The organism is Streptomyces sp. DSM 42067 (assembly GCF_055792885.1).
Map to the genome: position 1 here is coordinate 1,432,159 of NZ_CM147706.1, position 26,728 is coordinate 1,458,886.

Here is a 26,728-nt window from a genome sequence, read left to right on the forward strand (position 1 = left end):
GCGGCTCTCCCCCACCATGGCTGTGGGTACGTTCGGGGCGCTGAGGCGCGGCAGGGCGCTGTCAGGGTAGGGGTCCTGGCGGCCCGGAATCGGTGTCGCAGGACGCGCACGGGGCATGGCTCCAGGTTCGGAGGGTCCTACCAAGGACTCACCGGCGATGGTGTCCCGCCGAGTGGTGTAGCAGCGATCTCCGCATAACCCCTGGTCAAGGGGTAGCCATCGCGCTCGCGCAGCTCCTGTGCGGAGGAGAAGTAGTGCGCGGTCTGCGAGATGGTGATTTTCTGCGCGTCGATGAGTGTGCGGGTCTCGCCGATGACTTGGCCGATCGTGACTGCGTTGATGGCGAGAAGGTCGACCAGGACCTTCTGGGAGCAGACGCGGCGCAGGTAGATCACCGTGATGAGAATGCGATCGGTGTTCGAGAGCAGGGGATTGCCGTGTGCTCCGGGGGCCTTCAGACGTCGTCCGCCGCGCTGCTGGAACTTGCGTTGTTCGGCCTGAGCGGCTTGCGCGGGGGCCAGTTGGGCGCACAGTGCCTCCAGCTCCGATGAGGTCATGTCGCTCAGACGCGGGTCGGCGAGCATCGCCAAGACCTGCGACCTGCTCTGGTCCCGATCGCTCGTGTTGATCGCGCAGTTGCCGACGGCGCCGGCCGGGGCGATCGTGTAGTTCCAGGATCCGTGCTGGTCATGGGGTGTGATCGGCAGTGAGCGCAGGTGTTCGCGGCTGACGGAAATTCCCACCGGGTAGGTCCCGGTGTCCAGCTCGGCGTGAACACGCAGGCCGGTGCGGGTGCGGGTCGCGGCGATGCTGTTGACCACGACTTCGTGGCTGGCCAGGGGCCTGCCACGCCAGTTCATGGTGATGTGGGAGAACAGCCGGTGCTCGATCTTGTTCCATTTCGAGGTGCCCGGCGGAAAGTGGCAGACAGTCACCGTGAGGCCCATCTGGGCGGCGAACGCGGCGAGTTCAGCCTTCCATAACCGGTAGCGGTAGCTGTTGGACCCTCCGCAGTCCGCGGTGATCAACAGTCTGTCGGCATCCGGGTAGTCCATCCGCCCACGGGCCTGCCACCAGCGGCGGATCGACTCGACGGCGAACACGGAGGTGTCGTGATCGGTGCCGACGTTCACCCAGCCGCTGTCGTGGGCCAGATCGTAGATGCCGAAGGGTATCGCCACGTCGACGTCGGGGCCGATGAAGTAGAAGCTGTGGTCCTCCACCTGTACCGGATCGCCGGCGGGGCGCCATTGCCGCCCGGGGTTCGGCAGTTGCCCCAGCTGTTCCTTCTTCTTGGCATCGATGCTGATGACCGGCTGACCGCCGGACTGGTGCTCCTTGACGTGCTCGTTGATGTAGCGGAACTGCGCGTCCCGGTTGGGGTGTTGCTTGCCCTCGAGCGTCTTGGCGCTGGCCTGCAGGCTGAAGCCCTGCCCTTTCAGAAGCCGGCCGACGGTCGGAGCGGAGACCGGGTGGCCCTGCCGGGTCAGCTCCTCTGCGAGATTACGCAAGGACTTGGTGGTCCAGCGCAGCGGCGACACCGGATCACCCCGTTCGTCCGGTTCCACCAGCTTCAGCAACGCCGGAATCAGGGAAGGATCTTGTTCCTCGGCGGGCTTGCGGCCACCCCCGGGACGCCGGACGCAGCCGTCCGGCAGCGGGTCTCCACCGGCCTCCAGCTCGAACACCCCGTTGCGGACCGTGCTCTCGCTCACCCCGGCCACCCGCGCAACGGCCCGTACCCCACCGTGTCCGAGCAGTCGCGCCTCCTGGGCCAGCATCAGACGCCGCTGACGCTCGTTCAGATGCGGCAAGACGACCTGGAACCGCAGCGCAAGCTGATCCAGAACGTCGGCGGCGAAGCCCATACCAGAGCAACGATCTTGTCCTATGAAAGCAACGAGTTGATTCTTTACGGCTTCATTTCCTGCGCAACGTCTTTGCGGTGATCCCCAAGGACGCCGCGGAGATGGTGGCCGCGACCATCCGCACGATCTTCGCCCAGCCCACCACCGAGGCCATCCGCGCCCAGCTCGACACCGTCGCCGACATGCTCGGACGGCAGTTCCCCAAGGTCAGGGCCATGCTTCTGGAGGCCAAGGTCGACCTCACCGCCTTCGCCGACTTCCCGGAGCGACATTGGAAGAAGATCCAGTCGACCAACCCCTGGAGCGGGTCAACAGGGAGATCAAGCGCCGCGTCGACGTCGTCCAGATCTTCCCCAACCCCGACGCCCTCGAACGCCTCACCACCGCCGTGCTCATCGAGATGCACGACGAATGGATCGCCTTCCCCCGCCGCTACCTCCCCGAAGGCAGCATGGACAAGATCTATCCAGCCGAAGATCAACCCGACGCGGTTACACCACTACAGGGGACATGACCGATGCGGGCGAACAGTTTGCGCAGGTTCGACGCTTCAGGCGCCCGGTCAAGCCCGAGTGCAACCAGCGATTCAGGCGGCAGCGCACCCGCTCACCACTCACCGATCGCGACGAACGACTTCGCGCACGTCGAGGCGGGGACCGATCTGGAACACTGATCGAGAACTACGCACCCGGCATGACCGGCCACCAATCTGCGTACTCACTCACCATGCGCGACCTCGTGTCGCACAGAATGCCCTGCACTGGGTGCGCGACGTCACCTACGACGAAGACCGCTCCCAGGTCCGCACCGCCCACGCACCCCACGTCATGGCCTCCCTACGCAACACCGCGATCGGGCTCCTCCGCCTCGCAGGCTGGGACAACATCGCCGCAGCTTTACGACACCACGCCCGCAGCCCGGCACGAACCGTGACATGGCTCCTCACCTGCTGAAACCCGACTTTCCGCGGCCCTGCGGTGCTGCCCATGTGGCAGAGGGCGATCAGCATCGAGTGCTGGACCGCGATGTTGGTCTTCGGTCCTCGGACGAGGCAGTCGCGCACGCGGGTGATCGCCCCCTCGTGAACGACCTCACCCGACGCCACCAGGACCCGGAGCAACGGCGACCTCACCGCCGGGACCGGCCATGTCCGCAGCGCGGCGTCGATCGGCCCGCAACGTCGGCCAGCCGCGCCGTGATCCATCGAGTCAGATGATCGTATGCCCGCCGTCGATCACGAGATTGTGGCCGGTGATGAACGCGGCATCGTCGGAGGCTAGGAAGAGCGCTCCTGAGGCTATGTCTGCCGGGAGCCCCAACCGCTGAATGACCTGACTTTTCAGATGCCGGTCCTGCGCCTCTGGGCCGGCCAAAAAGGCCTCGGTCGCCGGTGTGAGGATGGCACCGGGGCTGATCGCGTTGACGCGGATCCCGTGCGGACCGCCTTCGGCGGCCAGCTCACGTGTCATGCCAATGATGCCGTGCTTGGTCGCGCCGTGTGCAGAGCCGCCGGGCGCACCCGTGCTAGCGACTATTCCCGCCACCGACGCCGTGTTGACGATCGAGCCACCTCCTCGCGCGATCAGGTGCGGCCACACCCCACGGCAGGCGAAGAAGACCAGGTCGAGCTCATTGCGGATGGTGAAGCGCCACTGCTCGTCGGTCATCTCGTCAATCGGCGCGAAGGCGGGCGCGGAGGCGTTGTTATAGAGAACATCGATGCCGCCGTGCTTCTCTGCCGCCTCGTCGATCCACGTGCGCACGGCGTCGGGGTCACCAAGGTCGAGTGGCTGCGTTGACGCCATAGCGCCGCCCTGAGCACGAACGAGCTCGACCGTCTCAAGGGCACCGTCGACCTTCAGATCACCCCCGACCACTGTTGCTCCCTCGGCAGCAAAGAGAAGTGCGGCCTCGCGTCCCTGGCCCCCTCCGGTACCGGTGACGAGCACGACCTTTCCCTCGAAGCGTCCAGGCATTTGAATCCTCCAAAGTGATGACTTGCGAACCGTTCGCGAACAGCGATACCTCCGCCCGCCGCGAAGTGGACCGGCCCTTGTCCGGTCACGGGCGAGCGAACAACGCAACAGAGTCGGCGCGGGCTCCTCGTGCACATCACCGACCAGGGCCGACCGCACCGCGCAGTCGTGGGCGCGCGTGGTGAAGGCGATGTCCCTCCTCGGCTCAGGACGCGGACAGGCTGGCCAGTTCGGAGGCCATCGGCTCCGCCGCGCCCAGAGGGAAGTGACACGCGACGTGTTGGCCGGGGCGGATCTCGCGCACCTCCGGCTCCTCTGCGGCACACCGGTCCTGCGCGAGTGGGCATCGGGTTCGGAACCTGCAGCCTGAAGGGGGTGCCAGCGGTGAGGGAATATCGCCCTGGATCGCCGGACCGGCGAACCGCTGATCGGGATCGACCAGTGGCACGGAGTCGAGCAGTGCCCGCGTGTAGGGGTGGGCCGGTGCGGCGTAGACCCCATCAGAGTCGCCGAACTCGCACACTTTGCCCAGGTACATGACCATAACCTTGTCACTGATCGTCCGGACTACCCCGAGGTCGTGAGCGATGAACAGCACCGTGAGGTCGTACTCGGATTTGAGATCGTTGAGCAGGTTGATGATCTGCGCCTGGACTGACACGTCCAGTGCTGAGACGGGCTCATCGCACAACAGCAGACGAGGGTTCACGGCGAGTGCCCGGGCGATGGCCACGCGTTGGGCCTGGCCGCCGGAGAGTTGGCGCGGCAACATGGTGAGGAACCGGTCACCGCTCAGGCCGACCTTCCGGAGCACATCGGAGGCCACCTTCGCACGCTCAGCCGCCGAGATTCCGGCGACGACCAAGCCTTCTACGACGATGTCCTTGACTTCGCGGCGGGGGTTCAGGGAGGCCACGGGATCCTGGAAGATCATCTGCATGTCCCGCCGGAGCAGGCGCAAGCGCCGCTCCGTCGCCTTGTCGACGCGCTCATGACCGAAACGGATTTGGCCCGCCGTGATTCGGTCCAACCTCAGCAGCGCGCGGCCGGTCGTCGACTTGCCGCAACCCGATTCACCCACGATGCCCAGGGTCTCCCCCGCCAGGACATCGAAGCTCACCTCAGACACCGCCTGCACGGTACCCGACTTCACCGGGTACTCGACGACGAGGTCCTCCACGCTCAGGAGCGCATCGTCTCCGCGCAAATGGGCCTTTCCCTTACCGGCCACCTCTGCCACCTCCCACCGCGGTCGGCGCCTGGTCGCCCGCCGGATTGAAGCATGCTGCTGCGCGGTCCCGACCCATGGGTGTCATGACTGGCTCCGCAGCGTTGCATTCGTCCGTGGCGAAGAGGCACCGAGCGGCGAACCGACAGCCGACAGGTAGATCAGTTGGATCGGGTAGTGCCCCTGGGATAACCCGCAGTCGCTCTCCCGGAGGGTGCTCGACCGAGGGTGTCGCATCTAGCAGCGCTTCGGTGTATCGGTGGCCGGGGGCTTCAAAGACTTCGCGAGTATCCCCGTACTCGGCAAGCCGGCCCGCATACATCACGGCGATTCTGTTGGTCTGACCAGCGACCACCGCCAGATCATGGCTGATCAGCATCATCGACATATGCCGTTCCTGTTGGACGCGTCGGAGAAGGTCGAGCACTTGCCTCTGTATGGTCACGTCGAGGGCAGTGGTCGGCTCGTCGGCGATCAGGAGCTCAGGCTCGCAGGCGAGCGCGATGGCAATCATCACTCGCTGCCGCATACCTCCGGACAGTTCGTGCGGGTAGTTCCGTAACCGCTGTTCGGGGGCCGGCACGCCCACTTCAGTCAAGAGATCGACCGCTCGGCTGCGGGCGTCGGATCTGCTGATACCGAGGTGGCGGCGCATCCCTTCCGTGAGCTGCCGCTCGACCCGCACGACCGGGTTTAGCGACCGTGAGGGGTCCTGGAAAACCATGGCGATCTGCTTTCCCCAGATCTCCTCCTTGTCCTTGCGTGACAACGCGAGCATGTCTCGGCCCCGAAAGGTGATCTCACCGGAGCACTCGGCGTGCGGCGGGAGCAAGCCCGTAATGGCCCGAGCCATCACCGACTTGCCCGATCCGGATTCGCCGACGACCCCTAGTGACTGTGCACGATCTACGTCGAGCGAGACATCGTCCACCGCCCGAACCGCGCCGCGCGCGGTCCCGATGTATACACGAAGATCGCGAACCTGGAGCAAAGCCTCAGCACTCATAGTCTGACGATCGCTTCCGCTAGTCTGAAACAGTACTTAGTTGGAGATCCAGAGCTCCGCTGGAAGCAACGACCCATTCCCTGAGTGAACGACGCCGTGCACCCCGCTTCGAACGGCCGCGAACGTTGCTGGCCGCCTGGTGAATATGGTGGGAGTCAGCTCCGCGAGCCGCTTCTGGACCACCTCATAGGCATCCTTTCGCGCCTCGACGTCGCTCGACGACCTGCCTTGCCTCAGCGCAGCGTCCAGCTCCGGGTCGCTGATCCCCGCCAAGTTGGAGGCGGAACCAGTGGCGAAATGCAGGGCAAGTTGGGGCTCCGGATCCGCGAAGTCAGCCGGGCTGGCAGCCATGTCGAACTCGCGTGCGGTATAGAGCTGCGGGGCCTCGGCGAACTCGATGGTGCGAACCTGCACGTCGACGTTCTCGAACGCTGAGAGTTGGGCTTGAACTGCTTCGGCGAGCAGACGATCCGACGGCGATGCGAAGGCGCTGAAGGTGAAGGAGAGTGGATTGCCCTCAGCAGCGAGCTCGTCGAGCAAGCTCTGCGCTTCCTCAGGGTCGTGAGGGTTGAGAAGTACGTCGGCGTAGTACGGCGACTCCTCATGGAACAGCGTGTCCACCATCTCGGCCTTGCCGTTCTCGACCGCCGCGTTCAGCGCATCTGTATCCAGGGCATAGGCGACCGCCTTGCGGGCTCGGACGTCATCGAAGGGCGCCCTGTCCATGTTCATCGCGAGGTAGTAGCCGCCGGAGAGGGCAGGAGCCTCGACCTCGATTTCCGCGTCGCGCGCCATCGCCAAGCCAGTCCACGTCCGGCCAACCGCAACGTCGGCCTCCGCGCTGATCAGCGCATTCATCCGCTGGCTTTCATCCGGGACCACGCGCACCGTGAGGCCGTCGAGATAGGGCTTCGGAGCATCCCAGTAGTCAGGGTTCCTCATCAGCTCGAGCCGGTCCTGTCGAACCCAGGACTCCAGGACGAACGGTCCTGCCCCGGTGGGGTTCGTGCTGAATGCCTCCTGGCCGGCGTCCAGCGCCGTCGGCGATGCGATCCAGGTCAGCGAGGTCGTGGCGATGGTCCGGGGGAAGCCAGGGTTTGGCTCCACCAGGGTCAAATTCAAGGTGACGTCGTCGACGACCTCCGATGACTCGATCATCCGCGCGAAGAGCGCGCTCCGCGATCCGAGCGAGGGATCAGTGAGCCGCTCCCAGTTGAACTTCACCGCCGCTGCATCGAACGGTGTTCCATCGGAGAAGGTCAGACCTTCGCGGAGCTTCAGCTCGAACGTGGTCCCGTCATCACTGGTCGTGAATGATTCTGCAAGTCCGTACTCGATGTCACCGGTGGCGGGATCGCTGGTCACCAACGTTCCGTACAGAGCGTTGCCCAGGGCCGCGTGCAGAGAGGTCTGCGTGAGGACGGCGGGATCCAGAGTGCGGGGTTCCTCGATCATGAGGACGCGAGCAGTACCGCCCTGCACGGGGTCGCCCGCGGGCTCGTCGCCCGCGTCTGCGCCGCTACCGCACGCCGTGAGCGCTAGCGCGGCAGCACATAGTGCCGCCACGATCGGTGACCTGGTTCGAGGGAGTTTCATGGGTGACCTTTCCGGTGGAGATGGACAGCACCTGCAACAGCGGGCTGGACTGTCGCCGGCATCTCGGGCAGAACGATCAGTGATGCTGGGTGCGGTCGAAGCGGGACCGCAGGTGGTCCCCTACTTGGTTGAGAGAAAAGACCGTCATGAATATGACGAGGGCAGGCAAATACACGAGATGCAGGGAATCGGCGAGGGAGTTCTTGCCCTCAGCGATCATTCCGCCCCAGCTCGGTTGCGGGGGTGGGATGCCGAGTCCGAGGAAGCTCAACGAGCCTTCGGCGATAATGAGGACGGCCATCACGATGGGAAGAAAGGCGCCTATCGACGGGAGCACGTTGGGCAGGATCTCCTTTATGAGAATCCGGCCATGGCCGCCGCCCATGTTTCGTGCCGCCGTCACGAATTCCCGCGCCGCCCACGTCAAGGTGTTGGCGCGGGCCAAACGGATGAAGGTCGGGACAACTGCCACCGTCAGGCTGATCGTCAAAGTGCGAAGGCTGGGCGTCAGGATCGCGACCAGTGCGAGCAACAGGATCAACGGTGGGAAGGCGAGCATGGTGTCGGTGAGAAGTTTGACCAGGCTGTCGAGCCGACCACCCAGGTAGCCTCCGAGCATTCCCAGGACACAGCCGATGAGAAAGCCGCCAACGGCGGCGACGCTGGCCGCCAGGAGCGAGACCTGCGTGCCGTGGAGCAGTCGCGCAAGGATCGATCGGCCCAACGAATCGGTGCCTAACAGGGTGTCCAGAGATCCGAGTCGCGGCGTCTGGCGCGGGATGTCGACCGGGGTGGCCTGCGACGCGATCGGCAGGAAGTCTGCGAACAGAGCCAAGGCGATCAGAGTCACGAGCCACGCGTAGCAGACGTAGGCAAGGAGCGCGGAGGGCTTGCGCACTCGTCCGACGGCCGTCGTCGCCAAGGCTGCGCTCTCGCTCCTGGGTCCGACGCCGGGCGCTGTGACCTGGGTCATGCCGCCACCTTTCCGATCCGAGGGTCGAGCCACCGATAGCTCAGATCGATGACGGTGTTGATGGCGACGTAGGCGATGGCGATGAACGCGACGACCCCTTGCACGGTAATCACGTCGCGGGCAATGATCGATGAGTAGAGCAACTGGCCGAGGCCCGGCAGCGCGAAGAGGCTCTCAACGATGACCGTCCCACCGATGAGCCGCCCGAGGTTGATACCGGCCAGCGTGATGAGTGAGAGAGATGACGGTCGCAAGACGTGCCTGAACATTACGTATACAGGTTTCAATCCCTTAGCCCTTGCCGCGCCGACGTAGTCCTCGCCCAGAGTGGAGATCACGTCGGACCGGAGCACTCGATAGAACACGGCGATCTCGGTGAGCGCGATGGACAACGCAGGCAGCAGCGCGGACCTCAGATTGGCGCCGAGACCCTCGCTGAGCCAGTTCCAGCCGATGACGGGAAACCAACCCAGTTCAATCGCAAAGATGTAGATGAGGACGGGACCTGCGATGAACGCCGGGATTGAGAGCAGCGCTGCTGAGAGGCCGCTGATCACCCGGTCAAGGAGGCTTCCCGGCCTGGTCGCGGTTGCCACCGCGAGTGGTATCGCAACCACCAAGGCCAGGACGAGCGCCATGACCGCCAACTGGAGCGTCACCGGGAGTCGTTGGGCAACCGCAGACATCACAGGCTGATTGGTCACGGGCGACTGGCCCAAGTCACCTTGGACCGCACTGCCGAGCCAACTCACGTACTGAATCCAGACGGGCTGGTCCAGGCCAAGGCTGGCATTGAGCGCGGCCACGGCTTCGGGTGTCGCAGCGTCGCCCAAGATCAACTCAGCGACCGAGCCCGGAGCCAGGCCCAGCATCAGAACGGTCACCAAGGTCACGAGCAGCACGACCAGGAAGCCGCGACCGACCTTCGCCATCAACTGACCCACGTGATCACTCCTTGGTCCCGCCGTAGATTGAGCGCTTTCCAGCCGCGCCAGATGTCGTGCGTTCTGTGGTTCCAGCGAACGTGTCCGAAGGCCTGGCCGAGACCAAGACCCCGGCCCGTACCCTACGAGGCCACTGTGACCGTCCTCACACAGTGCAGTCGCGCTAGCCTCTCCCCCCAGCGGCCGAACAGCTTCTGATACGCCTCGATCGCCCCCATGAGCTCGGGTGCGCCGCCCTCGGCCTTGATCGCCACCACATTGGGGCAGTCGTCGATGAGCCGGCGCAGCAACGGCACGGGCAGGTCGACCGGATCGAACCGGGAGAAGCCCCACGTCGGCACGGGGAACAGCATGACCGCCATGTTCGTCGCGTCACAGAAGGCCTTGGTGTACTCGTACACGTCCTCCAGCGACTACGGATAGAAGAACGGCGGGTACCCCGGGAGCACGAGTTCGGCGCCGGCGGCCTCCGCCCGTCGCGCGTTCTCGATGTTGTCCTCCAGCGAGTTGAAGATCGCGTGGTGCACGACGAAGGTCCGGCCCTTCGCCTGGTCGACCATGATCTCGACCAGCCGGCCGTACTCCTCGGGCGTGATCGCCACCTCGGAACAGGCCAGCGTGCCCACGAAACCGTGCTCGACCGTCTTCTCGACGTCGTGCCGGATCGCTGTTTCGTTCAGATGCCTGAAATCCGACGTCATGGTGGGAATGGTGACGTTCGCCACGCCCACCATCTTCTCCCGGGCCCAGTCCCGGGCATCCTTACGGCTGTAGCTGACCATCTGTCATCTCCTAACGGGTGCGCTTCGGGCGCTTGGTGTCGAACTCGACCGGGAGGTACGTCACTTGGTCGGCTTCCAGTGCTTGGGTGAGGATGACCTCGGCGACGAGCACGTCCTGGACGCCGCTGCCGACCGACTTGAACATGGGCAAGGCCGCGGACCGGAGATGCTGATCGAGGTCTCCCGCGAGCAACGCGTTCATCGAGAAGGACTTGTCGCGAAACGCGATACCGGCCTCTTCGGCCGCCAGCATGTCGCCGGTCTCCTCCAGGACTTCCTCGAGCACGTCGCAGACGATCAGATCGGTGCGCTCGACGACACTGACGTCGATCTCGCGTTGCCCGGGCACGGTGGAGCCGATGGACACGACGGTCATGCCTGGCCGGAGCCAGTCACCGAACAGGATCGGCTTCTCGCCCTTCGACCGTGCGGCGGCCAGGACGATGTCCGCGCCTTCCACTGCTTCCTCGGGCTTGTCCACGGCACGGACGGGCACGCCCAGTTCCTCGGAGATCTGCCGCGCGAAGGCTTGGCGCCGTCCTGGTGTCGGGCTGAACACCACGACTTCGCTCAGGGAGCGGACGGCCGCGAACGCGCGGGTGTGCATGGACGCTTCCAGTCCGCTACCCAGCACCCCGAGCCGCGCCGGCCGCTGTGGTGCGAGCTTGTCGAGAGCAGCGGCGGATGTGGCCGCCGTGCGCAGACCGGTGACAAGGTTGCCGTCGACGAAGGCCGCGATCCGGCCCGTCTCCCGGTCGAAGAGCACGATCACGTATTCGCACCCGGGCGTTGCCCCGGCCATGGTCATGCCCATCACCTTGGCGCCGAAGTAGCGCGCACCCGGCGGGATCGCCGGAAGGGTCCGCAGCGCGGCGCCGCCTCCCGTCGCCACGGTGCGCGGCGGCGTGGACGCCGCGTCGAACGGCCGGGCGTAGCCGGCCTGAAGCGCGGACACCGCGTCCTTCCACTGGAACACGGCCCTCGCGGCGGCGCCGGACACGAAGACGGGACTGGAGAGGGAAGCGGTCGTCATGCAGCGGCCTTCCGATGCGTTGGGGTGGACATGAAGGTCACGGTTCACGCCTGCGCCCTCTGCCGGTGACGGCAGTTGGACGGGGCGGGGACATCGCGGCCAATGGCTCCGTCGGACGCTGGCAGCCTCCGCGCCACGGGCGACTGGACGGGAGTCCCGAGAGACGGGCGCGACCGTCGTCCGCCAGACGATCCTGCGCGCGCCGCGGGGCGGCGGGCAAGACACGCTTTTGACTACCTGATATTTGTGGATTCAATGAGTGCGACGGGTGCATGTGCCACTTCGTACGCCGGAATTGCATGAGATGCGACCCGTAGTGCCATGCAGAGTAATGATGCGTGGCATAGGAAAACGTCGTGACCCCGATCTTCCCGGCAAGCCCCACGGTGGGCGAAGGTCATGTGCTGTTCAGAGGCAGATAAGGCATCCGCCGGTCGGCATCCCGACGGGGACTGCGCAGCACGAACCGTTGGTCATCGGGACTGGACAGCGGAACGAGCGGAGGGCACAACGCGTGAGCGCACCGGAGATCCGGCGTGTGGTGACCGGGCACGACAGCGAGGGAAAGGCGGTGATCGTCAGCAACGAGGTGCGCGGCGGCAACGGCCCCGGCTCGTTCGCCGCTCTCTTGTGGACGACCGACTCGAGTCCTGCTGACAACACGCAGGAGACCGACGGGGCACAGCGATCGGTCGGGGTGACGCTGGAGGGCGGCACGGTGTTCCGGATCGCCGAGTTCGAACCCGGGCACCGCTCCCCGATGCATCGCACCCTCTCCGTCGACTACGCCCTCGTGCTCGACGGAGAGCTGGTGCTGGAACTAGACGGAGGAGACACGACGCGGCTCGAAGCCGGTGACGTGGTGATCCAGCGCGGCACCAACCACGTCTGGGCCAACGAATCGGACAAGCCGTGCACGATCGCCTTCATTCTCATCGACGCCAAGCCGGTGACGGTCAATGGGCAAGCGCTGGAGCCGACGCCCATCGAATTACCGGTACGAGGTCGTGTCTGACCCGGAAACCTGAGCGAAGCGTCTGCGATCAGCTTTCTCACACCGCTCAGCGCATTGCCATTCGCTATGGCCGTGTACCCCCCATATCACTCGTGGCGACGTATTTCGTTTCGCGCGAGTCGCGTAGTCGGCCTATTCATCCCGCCATACCAGGCCAGGTCTGAATTTCCGCGCGCATCAAAGTGCCGACCCAGGAGTAGAACGAGGTGTTCTGCCCGGGCCTCACCCCATTCGTAATTTCTGGAGTCAAAGATGCCATCCGATTCCGTTCTTCCCACCACCGACGCGTCACCCGTTCAGGACGGCCCCAAGCCGCTGGTCGGCGCACGATTCACGATCCCCGTCGCGGTCGCCTATCTCGGCCCGTTTGTTGCCTTTCTGGCGCCCATGGTGCTGACCCTGCAAGTGCGGGTGTCCGAGCTGGCTCCCGGCAGCCGTACCTCCAGTCTGTCCCTCGTCCTCGGCATGTCCGCAGTCCTGTCGCTGCTGGCCATGCCGGTCGTGGGCCGGTTGTCCGACCGAACTCTCTCCCGGTGGGGCATGCGAAGGCCCTGGCTGCTGGGCGGGGCGCTGCTCGGGCTCGCCGGGTTGGCACTGGTGGCGTTCGCCAAGTCGATCCTGGTGTTGCTGGTGGGCTGGTGCATCGCGAAGATCGTGTTCAGCTCGATGATCTCGATCGTCTACTCGCTGGTGCCCGATCATGTCCCCGCTGAAGCCCGGGGGAAGATCTCCGGGGTCCTCGGTGTCGTGAACGCCGTGGGCGCGGTCGTGAGCACCTCCATCGCCGGCGCGATGGCGGCGGTCTCCACCGCCGCGGGGGTCCTGGTGCCCGGCGTCATCGGCATGCTGTGCACCGTGCTGGCGTGCCCTTTCATCAAGGACCGCGTCCTGGACCCGCAGAACCGTCCTCCGTTCAGTGCCGAGCAGCTCGTCCGCAGCTATACGTTCAACCCGCGGCGGCACCCGGACTTCGGCTGGGCGTGGCTGAGCCGGTTCACGATCTTCATGGCGCTCGCGTGGGCGCAGACCTACCAGCTCTTCTACCTCACCGGACAGGTCGGCCTGTCACAATCCAAGGCCACGGCGCTGGTTTCCGTCGCGGTGGTCGTGCAGACGGCGTGCATGGTGATCGGCAGCATGGTGTTCGGCCCGCTCTCGGACCGCCTGCGCCGGCGGAAGGTGTTCGTGCTCGCCTCGGCGGCGACGGTGGCGGCTGGATCGCTGGTGCTCGCGTTCGCCAACGCCGTGCCGACCTTCTTCCTGGCCACGGTGCTGGTGGGGATCGGCCAGGGCATCTACCTCGCCGTCGACCTCGCCCTGGTGACGGACGTGCTGCCCGATCGCGAGACCGACGCGGCCAAGAACCTGGGCGTGTTCGCCGTCGCCAGCAACCTGCCGCAGTCGCTGGCCCCCGCGGTCGCGCCGGCCTTCCTCGGCATCGGCTTCGCCTCGCTCGCGGCCGTGCCCGGCAACAACTACCTCATGCTCTTCCTCGTCGGAACCGTGTTCGCCGCGATCAGCGCGGTAACCGTCCTGCCCATCCGTTCCGTTCGCTGAACGGGAAGCCATACGCGTCTCGTGTTCCGGGGACCGACACCTCTGGCGAAGGGCGGGAGCAGCTTCGGCCGAGTTCTGCCCGGGCCGCTTCCGCCCTCGCGATGCCAAGTCCCTGGCCGCGGCCAGCGCCGCGGTGGTGGTCAACGAACTCGACCTCGAACTCGCCGAACAGACGGTGAAGGCCATCGGCGCCGGCGGCGACCGGGTCGCCATCTGGTCTCACCCGGCTGAGGCGGCAGTCGAGGTACGGGAAGGCGGCTGGAGCGCCGACGCACTCGCGGAAGCCTTCCCGACCCGGCTCGCACCCCATCTGCAGCCGTTCAAGCCGGCTGTCATCGAAGGGAAGTGACCATCATGCACGACATGGACCTGGACGCGATCGACGTCCACGCCCAGGAGCCCGCGGCGCCGGGGGCCGGCGATGTCGGCGGGCACCTCGGCAGCACCCAGCTCTCCGCCGGTGATGACGCGGTCGGCGAGGCCCTCCCGAGGACAGGCTCGAAACAATCGTCGACGGTGCCGTCGCACCGGTGAAGGTCACGGGCGTGGTCACCAAGATGACGCTGTGCCCGTGTCCCACGGGCATGTCGATGATGCCGAGCTGGGACCGAGTGCCGGGCCGAACCAGTGCGGCATCCGGTATGCACCGGGATGACCGGGCGGGTTCGTATCGCGTTCGATGCCTTTGATGCCCTCATGCGCGGGGCCGGTCGCCCACGGTAGGGGCGGGCGCCGGCCGGCGGTGTGGACGGGGTGGTGTCAGGCGGGGTTGCGGCCGACGAAGAACGCCTCGTCGGGATCGCTGGTCGGGTTGAGACCGGACGCCTCCTGGCCGCGGCGCAGTGCGGTCATCTGGCGGGCGTGTACCCGTCCGGTGGGGTGACGGAGCGGACCGCCGTTGTAGCCCTGCAGCCAGGACTGGTACTTCCACATCGCGCGGTTGACGCCGCCTCCCTGCCCCACCGTGTTGAAGGCGCTGCGGGCGGACTGAAGCTGGTAAAAGATCTCGGTGGCCTTGTCGTGGTCGCCCTTCTGGATCAGGTCGAAGATACGGGGCAGCCAGGGCCCGTAATAGGCCGAGAAGTTGGTGCCGCAGAACTGCACCGGGATCAGCCGCGACAGCGGCACGAACTCCCACTCCAGCGGGTAGGAGATGACGACTTCCTCATGGAAGGCCTGATACGCCTCGATCGCCCCCATGAGCACGGGTGCGCCGCCCTCGGCCTTGATCGCCACCACATTGGGGCAGTCGTCGATGAGCCGGCGCAGCAACGGCACGGGCAGGTCGACCGGATCGAACCGGGAGAAGCCCCACGTCGGCACGGGGAACAGCATGACCGCCATGTTCGTCGCGTCACAGAAGGCCTTGGTGTACTCGTACACGTCCTCCAGCGACTGCGGATAGAAAAACGGCGGGTACCCCAGGAGCACGAGTTCGGCGCCGGCGGCCTCCGCCCGTCGCGCGTTCTCGATGTTGTCTTCCAGCGAGTTGAAGATCGCGTGGTGCACGACGAAGGTCCGGCCCTTCGCCTGGTCGACCATGATCTCGACCAGCCGGCCGTACTCCTCGGGCGTGATCGCCACCTCGGAACAGGCCAGCGTGCCCACGAAACCGTGCTCGACCGTCTTCTCGACGTCGTGCCGGATCGCTGTTTCGTTCAGATGCCTGAAATCCGACGTCATGGTGGGAATGGTGACGTTCGCCACGCCCACCATCTTCTCCCGGGCCCAGTCCCGGGCATCCTTACGGCTGTAGCTGACCATCTGTCATCTCCTAACGGGTGCGCTTCGGGCGCTTGGTGTCGAACTCGACCGGGTGTGTACCGCTCCCGCGATGAGCCCGTACACCGCTGCCGACCGGCTCCGCGGCGTGGACGCCGCGTCGAACGGCTGGGCGTATCCGGTCTGGAGTGCGGACACCGCCTCCTTCCGCTGGAACACGCCCTTAACGGCGGCGCCCGACACCAGGACAGGAGTGGGCAGGGAAGCGGTCGTCAAGAGGCGTCCCTCCGATGCGTCACGGCGGACATGGAGCTCACGGCTCGCACCTCCGCCTTCCGCTGGCGACGGTGGTCGGGCAGGCCGGAGCCTACGTGGCCAGGTGCTCCCGTCGGACGGTAGAAGCGTCCACACCGCGGGGGACGGGACACATCCCGACGTGGGCGCAGTCGTCCTCCGCTAGCGATGATGCGGGCGCCACAGGGTGACGGGCAAGACACGCTTTTGACTACCTGCCATTTGCGGCTTTCATGACTGCCGGAGACAGTGCGTTTCCAGGGCCGCGAATATTGGGTGCCGCGTCCCGAGACCTGAAGCATTGTCGACCAAGGGCCGACTGAGGCTATTGCTTTTCTCTGCCGCCAGGGTGACGTTCGGCATTCCGCGCACGGCAGCCCACATCCAAGCCCCCGCCGCGCCCATGAAAGGTGTTCATGGGTGTCATATGAAATGCGATTACCTCGATCTCACGGACAAGCCGCAAAATAGACACCAGTCATGTGCTGTTCGGAGGAGAACACGGTATGCACCGTCCGCTCTCGCAGTTGGCTCACATCCCGAGACCGACGTGGCCGAGCACCTGGGCGGGTCGACGTCGCCGGCCTAGGGCCGCAGACTCCGGCGGCCGTGTCCTGCGAAAGACCGTCTCATAAGCCGCCCTCGTCGGCGTCGTGTCCGCCGCGATCAGCACGGAAACCGTCCCGCCGATCCGTTCTGCCTGAACGGCCTCCGCCTGTGCGATCGGTTCCCGATATGCCCGTGTTCGAAGGGAGCGGCCGGTTCGTGAATTTTCACGGGCGCGGTCGCTGGAAAGGAATGTCATGCAGCTGTCCGGGAAGGTCGCGGTAGTCACCGGGGCCGGGCGCGGCCTCGGCCAGGCTTATGCCAAGGCCCTGGCCGCGGTCGGCGCCGCTGTCGTGGTCAACGACCTCGATGTCGAGCTCGCTGAGGAGACGGTGAAGGCGATCCGGGCCGCGGGCGGTTCCGCCGTGGCTGAGGGCTCCGCGGTCGGCTCCACCGAGGCCGCCGACAAGCTGGTCGCCACGGCGGTCGACAACTTCGGCCGGCTGGACATCATGGTCACCAACGCGGGCGTGCTGCGGGACCGCACCCTGGTGAAGATGGAGGACGCCGACTTCGACCTCGTCGTCCAGACCCACCTGCGCGCCACCTTCACCTGCGGCCGCGCCGCCGCCCGCCGCTTCAAGGAGCAGGGCGGCAACGGACGCCTCATCCTCATCGGCTCGCCGGCGGGCCAGCGAGCCAGCTTCGGACAGACCGGCTACACCGCGAGCAAGGCCGGCATCGTGGGCCTGGTACGCACCTGGGCCGCTGAGCTGGAACGCTCCGGCACCACGGTCAACGCCGTCATCCCGGTCGCACTGACCCGCATGGTCGCCACCATCCCCAGGCTGGCCGAGCTCGTGGAAAGGGCCGACCGGGGCGAGCCGATCCCCGCCGAGGTCCGCGCAGGCGGTACGGGCACCGCCGACGACGTCGCCCCGCTCGTGGTCTTCCTCGCCTCCGACGAGGCCGCCGGGGTGACCGGCCAGGCCATCGGTATCGGCGGCGACCGGATCGCCATCTGGTCCCACCCGGCCGAGGCGGCAGTCGAGGTACGGGAGGGCGGCTGGAGCGCCGACGCGCTCGCCGAAGCTTTCCCCACCCGGCTCGCACCCCACCTCCAGCCGTACAAGCCGCACACCGCCGAAGGGAAGTGACCATCGTGCCGGAGATCGACCTGGACGCCATCGATGCGATCGACGTCCACGCCCACGTGCACAAGTCGGTGCGGGGAACCGCGCACGTCCCCAAGACCGGGGACATGGGCGAGTACTTCGGCATCGGGACCATGCCGCGGTACTCGCTGCCGGAGCTGGCCGACTACTACCGCGAACGCCGGATGGCCGCGGTCGCGTTCGGTGTCGACAGCATCTCGCAGACCGGCCAGGAACCGGTGCCATCCAACGAGGAGGTCGCCGAACTCGCCGCCGAACACAGCGACGTGATCATCCCGTTCGCCAGCATCGACCCGCACCGGGGCGCCGCCGGCGTACGCGCGGCGCGGCGGCTGGTCACCGAACACGGCGTCCGGGGCTTCAAGTTCCACCCCAACACCCAGGCCTTCTTCCCCAACGACCGGCTGACCTACCCGCTGTACGAGGTCATCGCCGAACACAACCTGATCGCCCTGTTCCACACCGGCCAGACCGGCGTCGGCGCCGGCCAACACGGCGGTGGCGGCATCCGGCTGAAGTACTCCAACCCCATGTACATCGACGACGTCGCCGTCGACTTCCCCGACATGCCGATCATCCTGGCTCACCCGTCGTTCCCCTGGCAGGACGAGGCACTGTCGGTGGCCACGCACAAGCCGCAGGTGTACATCGACCTGTCCGGCTGGTCGCCGAAGTACTTCCCGCCGCAGCTGGTGCAGTACGCCAACACGCTGCTCAAGGACAAGGTGCTCTTCGGCTCCGACTTCCCCCTCATCACCCCCGAACGATGGATGCGGGACTTCGCAGGCATCGCGATCAAGGACGAAGTACGCCCGAAGATCCTCAAGGAGAACGCGGCACGCCTGTTCGGACTGAAGGGTACGGCCAGGGCATGAACGAGAACTTCGCGACGGTCCTGGAGACGGTGGCGGATCTGCGCCGGGATCGGCTCGCGATCACCCACGGCCACCGGACGCGGACGTGGGCCGAGTTCGACGACCGGGCCTCCCGCCTGGCGGCAGTCCTGGCCGCCCGGGGCATCGGCCAGGAGTCACGGGTCGCAATCGCCCTCTACAACGGCATCGAATACCTCGAAACCGTCTTCGCCACACTCAAGCTCCGCGCCGTACCCGTCAACGTCAACTACCGCTACCGCAGCGACGAACTCGTCCACCTGCTCAGCGACGCCCAGGCCGAGGCGGTGGTCTTCGACGCCTCCCTGGCCGAGCGGTTCAACGAGGCCAGGACACAACTGCCCCGATTGACCACGCTCGTACAAGTCGGGGACAGCGAACTGCCGGGGTGGGCAGTCGGCTTCGAGCAGGAGGTCACGGCGGCCGAGCCCGCACCGCGGATCGAGCGCAGCAGCGACGACCACTGGCTGACCTACACCGGCGGAACCACCGGCAAACCCAAAGGCGTGCTGGTACGTAACGCCCGGCTGTTCCGGCTCGCCTGGAACTGCCACAGCGATTTCCTGGGCGAGACTCCGTCGCACCTGGGCGAGCTGCGGGACGCGTTGACGACGTCCGGGCTGGACCGGGACAACATGGTCTGCCTGCCGGTGCCTCCGTTCATGCACGCCACGGGCATGTACTCGGCGTTGGGGGCGCTGGTGGGCGGCGGCAGGGTGATCCTGCTGCCGTCGAAGTCCTACGACGCCGACGAGCTGGCCGCCACGATCGAGGACGAGGGCGTGGACGCCGTCGCGATCGTCGGCGACGTCTTCGCGCGGCCGCTGGCCGACGCGCTGGACGCAGCCGAGGCGGCCGGCCGGCCGTACGACCTGAGCAGTCTGCAGCGGATGATCAGTGTCGGCCTGATCTGGAGCGCGGACGTCAAGGCGCGGCTGCTGCGGCACGCCGACATGCTGTGCCGCGACAAGGTGGCAGCGTCCGAGGGCGGCCCCTTCGCCGTGCAGGACACGCGGCGCGGAGAATCCGCGACGACGGCCCGATTCCGGCTGTGGCCCGGCGCACGGGTCATCGACGACAAGGGCGAGGACGTCGTTCCCGGTTCCGGCCAGATCGGAGTCCTCGCCGCGCCCGCCTACGAGTACGTCCGCTACCAGGGCGACGAGGCGGCGACCGCGAGCACGTTCTACGAACTCGACGGACAGCGCTGGGTGGTCCCCGGCGACATGGCCAGCCTCGAGACCGACGGCACCCTGACCTTCCACGGCCGCGGCAGCCGGGTCATCAACACCGGCGGCGAGAAGGTCTATGCCGAGGAGGTCGAGGAGGCCCTGCTCACCCACCCGTCCGTCCAGGACGCGGTCGTCGTGGGTGCCCCCGACCCACGCTGGGGCTCGCGGATCGTTGCCGTCGTCGCCCTTCGCCCCGGCACCACACTCACCGACCAGGAGGCTCGCGCGCACGTGGGCGAGCAGCTGGCCGACCACAAGCGCCCGCGCGGGCTGGTCGTGGTCGACGAGCTCAAGCGCAGCCCCTCCGGCAAAGCCGACCTCAACTGGGCACGCGAGACCGCCCAGTCCACACACCAGAACCCCCAGCGACAGGAGACAACCATGGCCACCCCCACAGTCAACGGCGTCGAGGGCGTCAAGGATCTCGTGGGCAAGGAGCTCGGCCCCACCGAGTGGGTCGAGATCACCCAGGACATGGTGAACCTCTTCGCCGACGCCACCGGCGACCACCAGTGGATCCACGTCGACGTCGAACGAGCCCGGAAGGAAAGCCCCTTCGGCGGCCCGATCGCCCACGGCTACCTCACCCTTTCCCTCATCCCCCGGTTCCTGCCACAACTGGCGCGCTACACCGGCTTCGCCATGGGCGTGAACTACGGCGCCGAGAAAGTCCGCTTCCCCGCACCCGTGCCGGTGGGCGCCAAGCTGCGGGCCAGGAGCCTGGTCGACGAGGTCACTGACGTCGAGGGCGGCATCCAGATCCGCCAGACCGTCACCTTCGACATCGAGGGCGGCACCAAGCCGGCCTGCGTCGCGACCATCGTCACCCGCCAGTACACCTGACCTCGTGCCTCGATCGCGTAAATGACCTGCTGGAAACCCAGGGCTACAACCGACTGGGCGGGACCCGGCGCCACGCCTGCGCGTCATGAGGAGAGAGACTTGCCGTACTACCACCGGGCGGGCGCCATTCCGCCGAAACGTCACACACAGCACCGTGACCCGGACGGGAACCTCTACTACGAGGAGCTGATGGGCGAGGAGGGGTTCTCCTCGGACTCCTCGCTGCTCTATCACCGGCACATCCCGTCGGCGGTGCGGGAGTACCGCGCCTGGGATCTGGGAGACCAGTCGCTGGAGCCCAATCACCCGCTGGTGCCGCGTCACTTGTCCACGCACGAGCTGTTCTCGGAGGGCGATCCGGGCGTCGACGCGGTGACCGGGCGCCGACTGCTGCTGGGCAACGAGGACGTGCGGCTGGCGTATGTCGTGGCGGACACGGTGAGCCCGTACTACCGCAACGCGATCGGCGACGAGTGCCTCTACGTCGAGGCCGGGCAGGCGAGCGTGGAGACGGTCTTCGGCGACCTGGAGGTCGGTGACGGGGACTATGTGATCGTCCCGCGGGCGACCACGTACCGGGTCGTGCCCGACGGGGCCGTGCGGATCTATGTGATCGAGGCGAACTCGCACATCGGGCCCGCGCGGCGCTATCTGTCCAAGCATGGCCAGCTTCTGGAGCACGCGCCGTACTGCGAGCGCGACTTCCGTCTCCCGGACGGGCCGAAGCTCGTCGAGGGCGAGAACGTCGATGTGTACATCAAGCACCGCGGGCCGGACGGCGTCGTAGGGACCGTCCACACGGTGCCGAACCATCCCTTCGACGTCGTCGGCTGGGACGGCTGCCTCTACCCGTACGTGTTCAGCATCCGTGACTTCGAGCCGATCACGGGCCGGGTCCACCAGCCGCCGCCGGCCCACCAGGTCTTCGAGGGACACAACTTCGTGATCTGCAACTTCGTTCCGCGCAAGGTGGACTACCACCCGCTGTCCGTTCCGGTGCCGTACTACCACTCCAACGTCGACTCCGACGAGGTGATGTTCTACTGCGGCGGAGACTACGAGGCGCGCAAGGGCTCCGGGATCGGACAGGGCTCGATCTCCCCGCACCCGGGCGGCCATCCCCACGGTCCCCAGCCGGGTGCGATGGAGCGGTCGATCGGGGTGGAGTTCTTCGACGAGCTCGCGGTCATGGTCGACACCTTCCGTCCCCTTCTGCTCGGTGAAGCCGCTCGCGCGACCGACGACGGGACGTACGTCTACTCCTGGGAGCCGAAGCGATGTGCGAGCCACTGACACCGGAGATCCCGCAGGTGTTCGCCGGCCTGTTCGACGACGCGGCGGTCTTCCCGCCCGGCAGCCTGCCGATCGAGGAGGCCGTCCCGGCGCATCTGGAGCACACCCGCGGCGCCCACGCCGGGCTGGTCGGTCCGTTCGTCCTCGCCTCCAAGGACATCGACCGGCTCGCCGAGCTGACCGCCGGCCTCCCCGAGGGGTCGCTCGACCTCTCGGTGACCGTGTCACTGCCGGGTGTCCCGGATGCCCTCGCCGCGACGGACCGTATCCCGGCCGTGCGACTGGTCGGACTGGAGATCACCATCCCGGCCCAGACCACCGCCGAGACGGTCGTACCCGCCCTGGCCGAGGCGATCGGCCAGGACTGCACCGTCACCGCTTACGTCGAGGTGCCGCGCGACGCCCGGCGCGACACGCTGCTCGCCGCGCTCACAGGGACCCCCTATCTGGCCAAGTTCCGGACCGGAGGCGTAGGCGCCGATCTCTACCCCGACGAGCGCGAACTCGCGGCGTCCATCCTGGCCGCGGCGCGGGCCGGGGTGGCGTTCAAGGCGACCGCGGGGCTGCACCACGCGCTGCACAACACCGACCCGAAGACCGGATTCGAGCAACACGGCTTCCTCAACCTGCTCGTGGCCACCGACGCGGCCCTCCGGGGCGCCGAGGAAGCGGAGCTGGTCCGGCTCCTGGCCGACCGCGACGGCGACCGGGTGGCCGAGCGGGTGCGCGCCCTGTCGCCTCAAGTCCGTGATCTGTTCCGCTCCTTCGGCACCTGCTCCATCGCCGAACCCGCCGCCGAGTCGGTCGCCCTGGGGCTGCTGCCCGTCACGACCATCGCCGACCTGACCGAGGTGTCCGCATGACCCGCACCATCCAGGTGAACGTCCCTGCCGACTCGCTGTTCGGCCTGGCCAACCTGCCCTACGGCGTCTACTCGGCGCCCGGTGGGGAGCCGCGGGTGGGGACCCGCTACGGCGGCCACGTCATCGATCTGGCCGTGCTGCTGGACGACGAGGTCTTCGCCCGGCCGAGCCTCAACGCCTTCATGGCGCAGGGCCACGCCCGCTGGGTCGAGGTCCGGGCCGAGATCACCGAGCGGCTCCGGGGCCAGATCCGCGAGGAAGCGATCCACGACCTGGGCGCGGTGACGCTGCACCTGCCGTTCGAGGTCGCCGACTACGTCGACTTCTACGCCTCCGAGCATCACGCCTCGAACCTGGGCAGGCTGTTCCGGCCCGAGAACCCGGACCCGCTGATGCCGAACTGGAAGCACCTGCCAGTCGGCTACCACGGCAGGGCGGCTTCCGTCGTCGTCTCGGGCACCGACATCGTCCGCCCTTCGGGGCAGCGCAAGGGCCCCCAGGACCCGGCACCGGTGTTCGGGCCCTCGACCCGGCTCGACATCGAGGCCGAGCTCGGCTTCGTCCTCGGGACCGGCAGCGCCATGGGCGAGTCCATCGGCGCCGATGACGCGGAACGGCACATCTTCGGGGTGGTGCTCTTCAACGACTGGTCCGCGCGCGACATCCAGTCTTGGGAGTACGTCCCGCTCGGCCCGAACCTGGGCAAGTCGTTCGCCTCCACCATCTCGCCGTGGGTGGTGCCGCTGCTCGCCCTGGACGCCGCCCGGGTCCCGGTCCCGCCCCAGGAGCCGGCCGTCCTGCCGTACCTGCGGATGGCACGGCCGTGGGGCCTCGACGTCGACCTCGCGGTCGAGTGGAACGGCCAGGTGGTCTCCCGGCCGCCGTACGCCGCGATGTACTGGTCCCCGGCCCAGATGCTGGCCCACCAGACCGTCAACGGCGCTCCCTCACGCACCGGCGACCTGTTCGCCTCCGGCACCATCTCCGGACCGGAGAAGGAACAGTGCGGTGCCTTCATCGAACTGACCTTGGGCGGCCGGGAACCCGTCATCGTCAACGGTCAGCGGCGGACCTTCCTGGAGGACGGGGATGAGGTCGTCCTCACCGCGACGGCCCCTGGAGCCGACGGCACCCGAATCGGCTTCGGCGAGGCCCGCGGCCGGATCATCAGCGGCAAGCGGGAGGATTGAACAAGACGGTGGCCTCGGCCAAAGCCGACGGGGCACGGTGCCCTTGTCCCCCGATGTCTCCGGTGATGAGGACCTGGACGCCGGTGATGCGGGCAGCGGACGAGGGCACACTCGTCCGCTGCCCGCTGTGCACGTCGTGCTGCCGGTGATCAGACCGGCGGGGCGATGAAGGCGCTGCGGTCGGGATCGTTGAAGCCTGTCGCACCGAGGTCCTCCTCCACCGGGTTGTTGGCGGTGCCCCACTGGTCCCCGACGTTTTCCTTGGTCGGGTCGTAGACGTGCGGGTGCCAGGTGTCTTCGTCCAGCAGCTCCAGCTCGGTCGTGTACTCGACCATGTTCCCCTGCGGGTCGACGAAGTAGCTGAACGTGTTGTCGCCGGCGACATGGCGGCCCGGTCCCCAGAACTTGCGGATTCCGGCCTTCATGACCCGCCCCGTGCCGCGCATGTACTCGTCGATGCCGCGCATCTCGAACGAGATGTGATGCAGAGACAGATGCGGCCCATTGGCGATGGCCATCGAGTGATGCTGCGCGTTGATCCGCATGAAGTGCATCCCACTGTCGCTGCGCGGGTGCTGGATGGTGTCGGAGAGCCGGAAGCCGAGGTGCTGCGCGTACCAGTCCCGAGCGCGGTTGGAATCGGTGGAGTTGACCACCACGTGCGACAGACGCACCGGGATGGACTCGCGCTCCTCGATCCTGCGGTGCGGGCGGGGGGCCACGTCGGCGGAGACCTCGATGGTCCGGCCGTCGACGTCGAAGAACCGGAAGCCGTAGCCACCACCCGGCGTGTCCAGCCGCCCCGGCTCGCTGATCAGCCGAACGCCGCCGACGATCAGCTGCTCGGCGAGCGCGTCCACGTCCACCGTGGTCGCCGCACCGTAGGAGATCAGGTCCAGCCGCTTCTCCTCCGCCCTGCGCAGCCGCACCACATACTGCTCCGGACTACCCTCCGCGGCCAAGAACGAGATACCGGAATCCTCGGCGACCTTGGTCAGACCCCAGACCCCGGAATAGAAGTCGAGCTCCTTGTCGTAATCGGGCACGGCGATGTCCACATGCCGCAGGTGGGTGAGGAGGCGCTCGGTCATGATCGTCCTTCGCTGATCGACGGCTTAGGTGTCGTGACGTCGGTGGTGCCGACGGGTGCGTACTACGGTGCTGGAGTCAGTCGATACGGTTGTGGACACACTGTTCCATCCGGAATGCGGGTTCAGAAATGAAATTTCTGAATACCGCATATGGACAGCCTTTGTGATTCGCCGTCGGTCACGGACGCCGGTCGCCGCCGCTGGCGTTCAGTGGCGTCCGTGCAGGTGCTGCCTCGTATTTCAGGAACATATCCCAGGTATCACAGACCGTCAGTACCGTCGGGTCGTTATCGCGCATACGGTGGGCGCCCACGAGGTAATCCATGGTCAAGGAGGGCCCAATGCGCTGCCGTTTTCCTTTCGAGTCAGGGGTACTCCATGTCTGAGCAGACGGTGGACGCGCGCCCGGGCACGCTGACGGCTGAGGAGCTGATCGCCCGCGCCGAGGAGCTGGTCCCGGTCCTGGCGGAGCGGGCGGCGCGCACCGAGCAGGAGCGCCGCGTCCCGGACGAGACGGTCCACGATCTCATCGACGCCGGACTGATGCGCGTCGCGACGCCCGCAACCTACGGCGGCCACGGCGTGGACATCGACACCCTCTTCGAGGTCGGCTGGCGCCTCGGGCAGGGCTGCGGAGCGACCGCCTGGTTCTACGCCGTCTCCCAGAGCCACAACTGGCTCATGGGTACGACGACGAAGGAGGCCCAGGACGAGTACTTCCAATCCCCCGACGTCATCTCCTCGTCCGCCTACGCCCCGACCGGCAAGACCGAGAGTGCCAAGGGCGGCTGGCTGATCTCCGGCCGGTGGCCGTTCTCCAGCGGCGTCGACCACGCCCAGTGGGTCTTCCTGGGCGCCGTCGACCCCGAGAGCGGGCGTGCCGTCTGGCTGATGGTGCCGCGCAGCGACATCACGGTCGTCGACGACTGGCACCCCGCCGGCCTGAAGGGGACCGGCAGCAAGAGCATCGTCATCGACGACCCGGTGTTCGTACCGGAGTACCGGGCCACCTGGCCGACAGCAGGCGCCAGCCCTGAAGCCCGCGACCGCCACGGCCGCGCCTCCTACGGTGTGCCCCAGGCCCAGATCATGCCGTTCGTACTCGCCATGCCGCTCATCGGACTCGCCCAGGGGGCGGTCGAGGAGTACGCGCGGCTGGCGAAGAACCGGGTCCGCGTTGCCGGACCTGTTCGGTCGACGACGGCCGAGTCCCCGGGCGCGCAGTTCCGAATCACCGAATCCGCCGCCGAAGCGGACGCGGCCGTCGCCCTGCTCCGCGCCGACCTGCGCGAGCTGATGGAACTCGGCGCCCGCGACGAACCCCTGAGCCACATCGACCGCGCCCGCTTCCGGCGCAACCACTGCTACACCGCCAAGCTGGCCGCCAGCGCGGTCAACCGTGTCTATGAGGCGGCGGGAGCGAAAGCCATCCTCGACCCGAGTCCCCTGGCGCGAATGCACCGCGATGTCAACGCGGGCTCCCACCAAGCGGCCCTCCAATGGGACAACGTCTCAGAGCTCTACGGGAAGATCCGGCTCGGGGTCGAACCGCCGGGCGGCATGTGGTGAGTCGCAGGAGCGTGGGTGGCCGCGCCGGCTGTCGCGTCC

At 67.0% G+C, this 26,728-nt stretch carries 24 protein-coding genes and 1 pseudogene; 13 read left to right on the forward strand and 12 right to left on the reverse strand.

What is annotated here, in order from left to right; translation table 11 throughout:
- Positions 1 to 137: 137 nt before the first annotated feature.
- Positions 138 to 1,868, reverse strand: coding sequence for an ISAzo13 family transposase (locus ACSMXV_RS06870; RefSeq protein WP_473176822.1), 1,731 nt, complete (start codon positions 1,866 to 1,868; stop codon positions 138 to 140).
- 47 nt (positions 1,869 to 1,915) lie between these two features.
- Between ACSMXV_RS06870 and ACSMXV_RS06875 the strand changes: the two are divergent.
- Positions 1,916 to 2,382 (forward strand): annotated as a pseudogene (locus ACSMXV_RS06875) (transposase); the annotation flags it as partial.
- 250 nt (positions 2,383 to 2,632) lie between these two features.
- The gene (locus tag ACSMXV_RS06880) at positions 2,633 to 2,821 is read left to right on the forward strand and encodes a hypothetical protein (RefSeq protein WP_473176823.1); all 189 of its coding nucleotides are present in this window, start codon (positions 2,633 to 2,635) and stop codon (positions 2,819 to 2,821) included.
- A gap of 255 nt (positions 2,822 to 3,076) precedes the next feature.
- Here the strand turns inward: ACSMXV_RS06880 and ACSMXV_RS06885 are convergent, their stop codons facing one another.
- From ACSMXV_RS06885 to ACSMXV_RS06925, 9 genes are all read right to left on the reverse strand, one after another.
- Positions 3,077 to 3,844, reverse strand: a complete 768-nt coding sequence (locus ACSMXV_RS06885; protein ID WP_473176824.1) for an SDR family NAD(P)-dependent oxidoreductase — start codon at positions 3,842 to 3,844, stop codon at positions 3,077 to 3,079.
- Between the two features lie 205 nt (positions 3,845 to 4,049).
- Entirely contained in the window at positions 4,050 to 5,024 is a 975-nt protein-coding gene (locus tag ACSMXV_RS06890) for an ABC transporter ATP-binding protein (RefSeq protein WP_473176825.1), read from the reverse strand.
- Between the two features lie 40 nt (positions 5,025 to 5,064).
- A complete protein-coding gene (locus ACSMXV_RS06895; RefSeq protein ID WP_473176826.1) occupies positions 5,065 to 6,078 on the reverse strand; it encodes an ABC transporter ATP-binding protein in 1,014 nt (337 codons plus the stop codon).
- Between the two features lie 36 nt (positions 6,079 to 6,114).
- Entirely contained in the window at positions 6,115 to 7,533 is a 1,419-nt protein-coding gene (locus ACSMXV_RS06900) for an ABC transporter substrate-binding protein (RefSeq protein WP_473176827.1), read from the reverse strand.
- A 217-nt stretch (positions 7,534 to 7,750) separates the two neighbouring features.
- Positions 7,751 to 8,647, reverse strand: a complete 897-nt coding sequence (locus ACSMXV_RS06905; RefSeq protein ID WP_473176828.1) for an ABC transporter permease — start codon at positions 8,645 to 8,647, stop codon at positions 7,751 to 7,753.
- A complete protein-coding gene (locus ACSMXV_RS06910; RefSeq protein WP_473176829.1) occupies positions 8,644 to 9,591 on the reverse strand; it encodes an ABC transporter permease in 948 nt (315 codons plus the stop codon). The genes ACSMXV_RS06905 and ACSMXV_RS06910 overlap by 4 nt, the downstream gene beginning before the upstream one ends.
- A gap of 122 nt (positions 9,592 to 9,713) precedes the next feature.
- On the reverse strand, positions 9,714 to 9,992 hold the full coding sequence (locus ACSMXV_RS06915; protein WP_473176830.1) for a hypothetical protein: 279 nt from the start codon (positions 9,990 to 9,992) through the stop codon (positions 9,714 to 9,716).
- Positions 9,993 to 10,004: 12 nt separating this feature from the next.
- Complete coding sequence (locus ACSMXV_RS06920) at positions 10,005 to 10,373, reverse strand: hypothetical protein (RefSeq protein WP_473176831.1); 369 nt, start codon at positions 10,371 to 10,373, stop codon at positions 10,005 to 10,007.
- Positions 10,374 to 10,383: 10 nt separating this feature from the next.
- Positions 10,384 to 11,406: an ornithine cyclodeaminase family protein gene (locus ACSMXV_RS06925; protein ID WP_473176832.1), complete on the reverse strand. Its 1,023-nt coding sequence runs from the start codon at positions 11,404 to 11,406 to the stop codon at positions 10,384 to 10,386.
- A gap of 514 nt (positions 11,407 to 11,920) precedes the next feature.
- Here ACSMXV_RS06925 and ACSMXV_RS06930 point away from each other — a divergent pair.
- The 4 genes from ACSMXV_RS06930 (at position 11,921) to ACSMXV_RS06945 (ending at position 14,512) form a co-directional block, all read left to right on the forward strand.
- Positions 11,921 to 12,421, forward strand: a complete 501-nt coding sequence (locus ACSMXV_RS06930; RefSeq protein WP_473176833.1) for a cupin domain-containing protein — start codon at positions 11,921 to 11,923, stop codon at positions 12,419 to 12,421.
- A 252-nt stretch (positions 12,422 to 12,673) separates the two neighbouring features.
- Entirely contained in the window at positions 12,674 to 13,978 is a 1,305-nt protein-coding gene (locus tag ACSMXV_RS06935) for an MFS transporter (RefSeq protein ID WP_473176834.1), read from the forward strand.
- Positions 13,979 to 14,114: 136 nt separating this feature from the next.
- Positions 14,115 to 14,327 (forward strand): hypothetical protein, encoded by a 213-nt coding sequence (locus tag ACSMXV_RS06940; RefSeq protein ID WP_473176835.1) that lies wholly within the window; start codon positions 14,115 to 14,117, stop codon positions 14,325 to 14,327.
- Between the two features lie 5 nt (positions 14,328 to 14,332).
- Positions 14,333 to 14,512: a hypothetical protein gene (locus ACSMXV_RS06945; RefSeq protein ID WP_473176836.1), complete on the forward strand. Its 180-nt coding sequence runs from the start codon at positions 14,333 to 14,335 to the stop codon at positions 14,510 to 14,512.
- Positions 14,513 to 14,737: 225 nt separating this feature from the next.
- Here ACSMXV_RS06945 and ACSMXV_RS06950 read toward each other — a convergent pair whose 3' ends face one another.
- The gene (locus ACSMXV_RS06950; RefSeq protein ID WP_473176837.1) at positions 14,738 to 15,742 is read right to left on the reverse strand and encodes a dihydrodipicolinate synthase family protein; all 1,005 of its coding nucleotides are present in this window, start codon (positions 15,740 to 15,742) and stop codon (positions 14,738 to 14,740) included.
- A gap of 1,055 nt (positions 15,743 to 16,797) precedes the next feature.
- On the opposite strand from ACSMXV_RS06950, the gene ACSMXV_RS06955 reads away from it, so the two are divergent.
- The 6 genes from ACSMXV_RS06955 to fahA all read left to right on the forward strand — a co-directional run bounded on the left by ACSMXV_RS06955 (position 16,798) and on the right by fahA (position 24,029).
- On the forward strand, positions 16,798 to 17,697 hold the full coding sequence (locus ACSMXV_RS06955; RefSeq protein WP_473176838.1) for an SDR family NAD(P)-dependent oxidoreductase: 900 nt from the start codon (positions 16,798 to 16,800) through the stop codon (positions 17,695 to 17,697).
- A gap of 5 nt (positions 17,698 to 17,702) precedes the next feature.
- Positions 17,703 to 18,590 carry an amidohydrolase family protein gene (locus ACSMXV_RS06960; protein ID WP_473176839.1) on the forward strand — a complete coding sequence of 296 codons (888 nt, stop codon included), beginning with the start codon at positions 17,703 to 17,705 and terminating at the stop codon, positions 18,588 to 18,590.
- The gene (locus ACSMXV_RS06965; protein WP_473176840.1) at positions 18,587 to 20,683 is read left to right on the forward strand and encodes an AMP-binding protein; all 2,097 of its coding nucleotides are present in this window, start codon (positions 18,587 to 18,589) and stop codon (positions 20,681 to 20,683) included. The genes ACSMXV_RS06960 and ACSMXV_RS06965 overlap by 4 nt, the downstream gene beginning before the upstream one ends.
- 99 nt (positions 20,684 to 20,782) lie before the next feature.
- Positions 20,783 to 21,976 carry a homogentisate 1,2-dioxygenase gene (locus ACSMXV_RS06970; protein WP_473176841.1) on the forward strand — a complete coding sequence of 398 codons (1,194 nt, stop codon included), beginning with the start codon at positions 20,783 to 20,785 and terminating at the stop codon, positions 21,974 to 21,976.
- Positions 21,961 to 22,839, forward strand: coding sequence for a hypothetical protein (locus ACSMXV_RS06975; protein WP_473176842.1), 879 nt, complete (start codon positions 21,961 to 21,963; stop codon positions 22,837 to 22,839). Before ACSMXV_RS06970 ends, ACSMXV_RS06975 begins: the two co-directional genes overlap by 16 nt.
- The gene (gene fahA / locus ACSMXV_RS06980) at positions 22,836 to 24,029 is read left to right on the forward strand and encodes a fumarylacetoacetase (RefSeq protein WP_473176843.1); all 1,194 of its coding nucleotides are present in this window, start codon (positions 22,836 to 22,838) and stop codon (positions 24,027 to 24,029) included. The genes ACSMXV_RS06975 and fahA overlap by 4 nt, the downstream gene beginning before the upstream one ends.
- A gap of 149 nt (positions 24,030 to 24,178) precedes the next feature.
- Here fahA and ACSMXV_RS06985 read toward each other — a convergent pair whose 3' ends face one another.
- Positions 24,179 to 25,120 (reverse strand): VOC family protein, encoded by a 942-nt coding sequence (locus ACSMXV_RS06985; RefSeq protein WP_473176844.1) that lies wholly within the window; start codon positions 25,118 to 25,120, stop codon positions 24,179 to 24,181.
- A gap of 378 nt (positions 25,121 to 25,498) precedes the next feature.
- Between ACSMXV_RS06985 and ACSMXV_RS06990 the strand changes: the two genes are divergently transcribed.
- Positions 25,499 to 26,689 (forward strand): acyl-CoA dehydrogenase family protein, encoded by a 1,191-nt coding sequence (locus ACSMXV_RS06990; RefSeq protein ID WP_473176845.1) that lies wholly within the window; start codon positions 25,499 to 25,501, stop codon positions 26,687 to 26,689.
- Positions 26,690 to 26,728 lie beyond the last annotated feature (39 nt).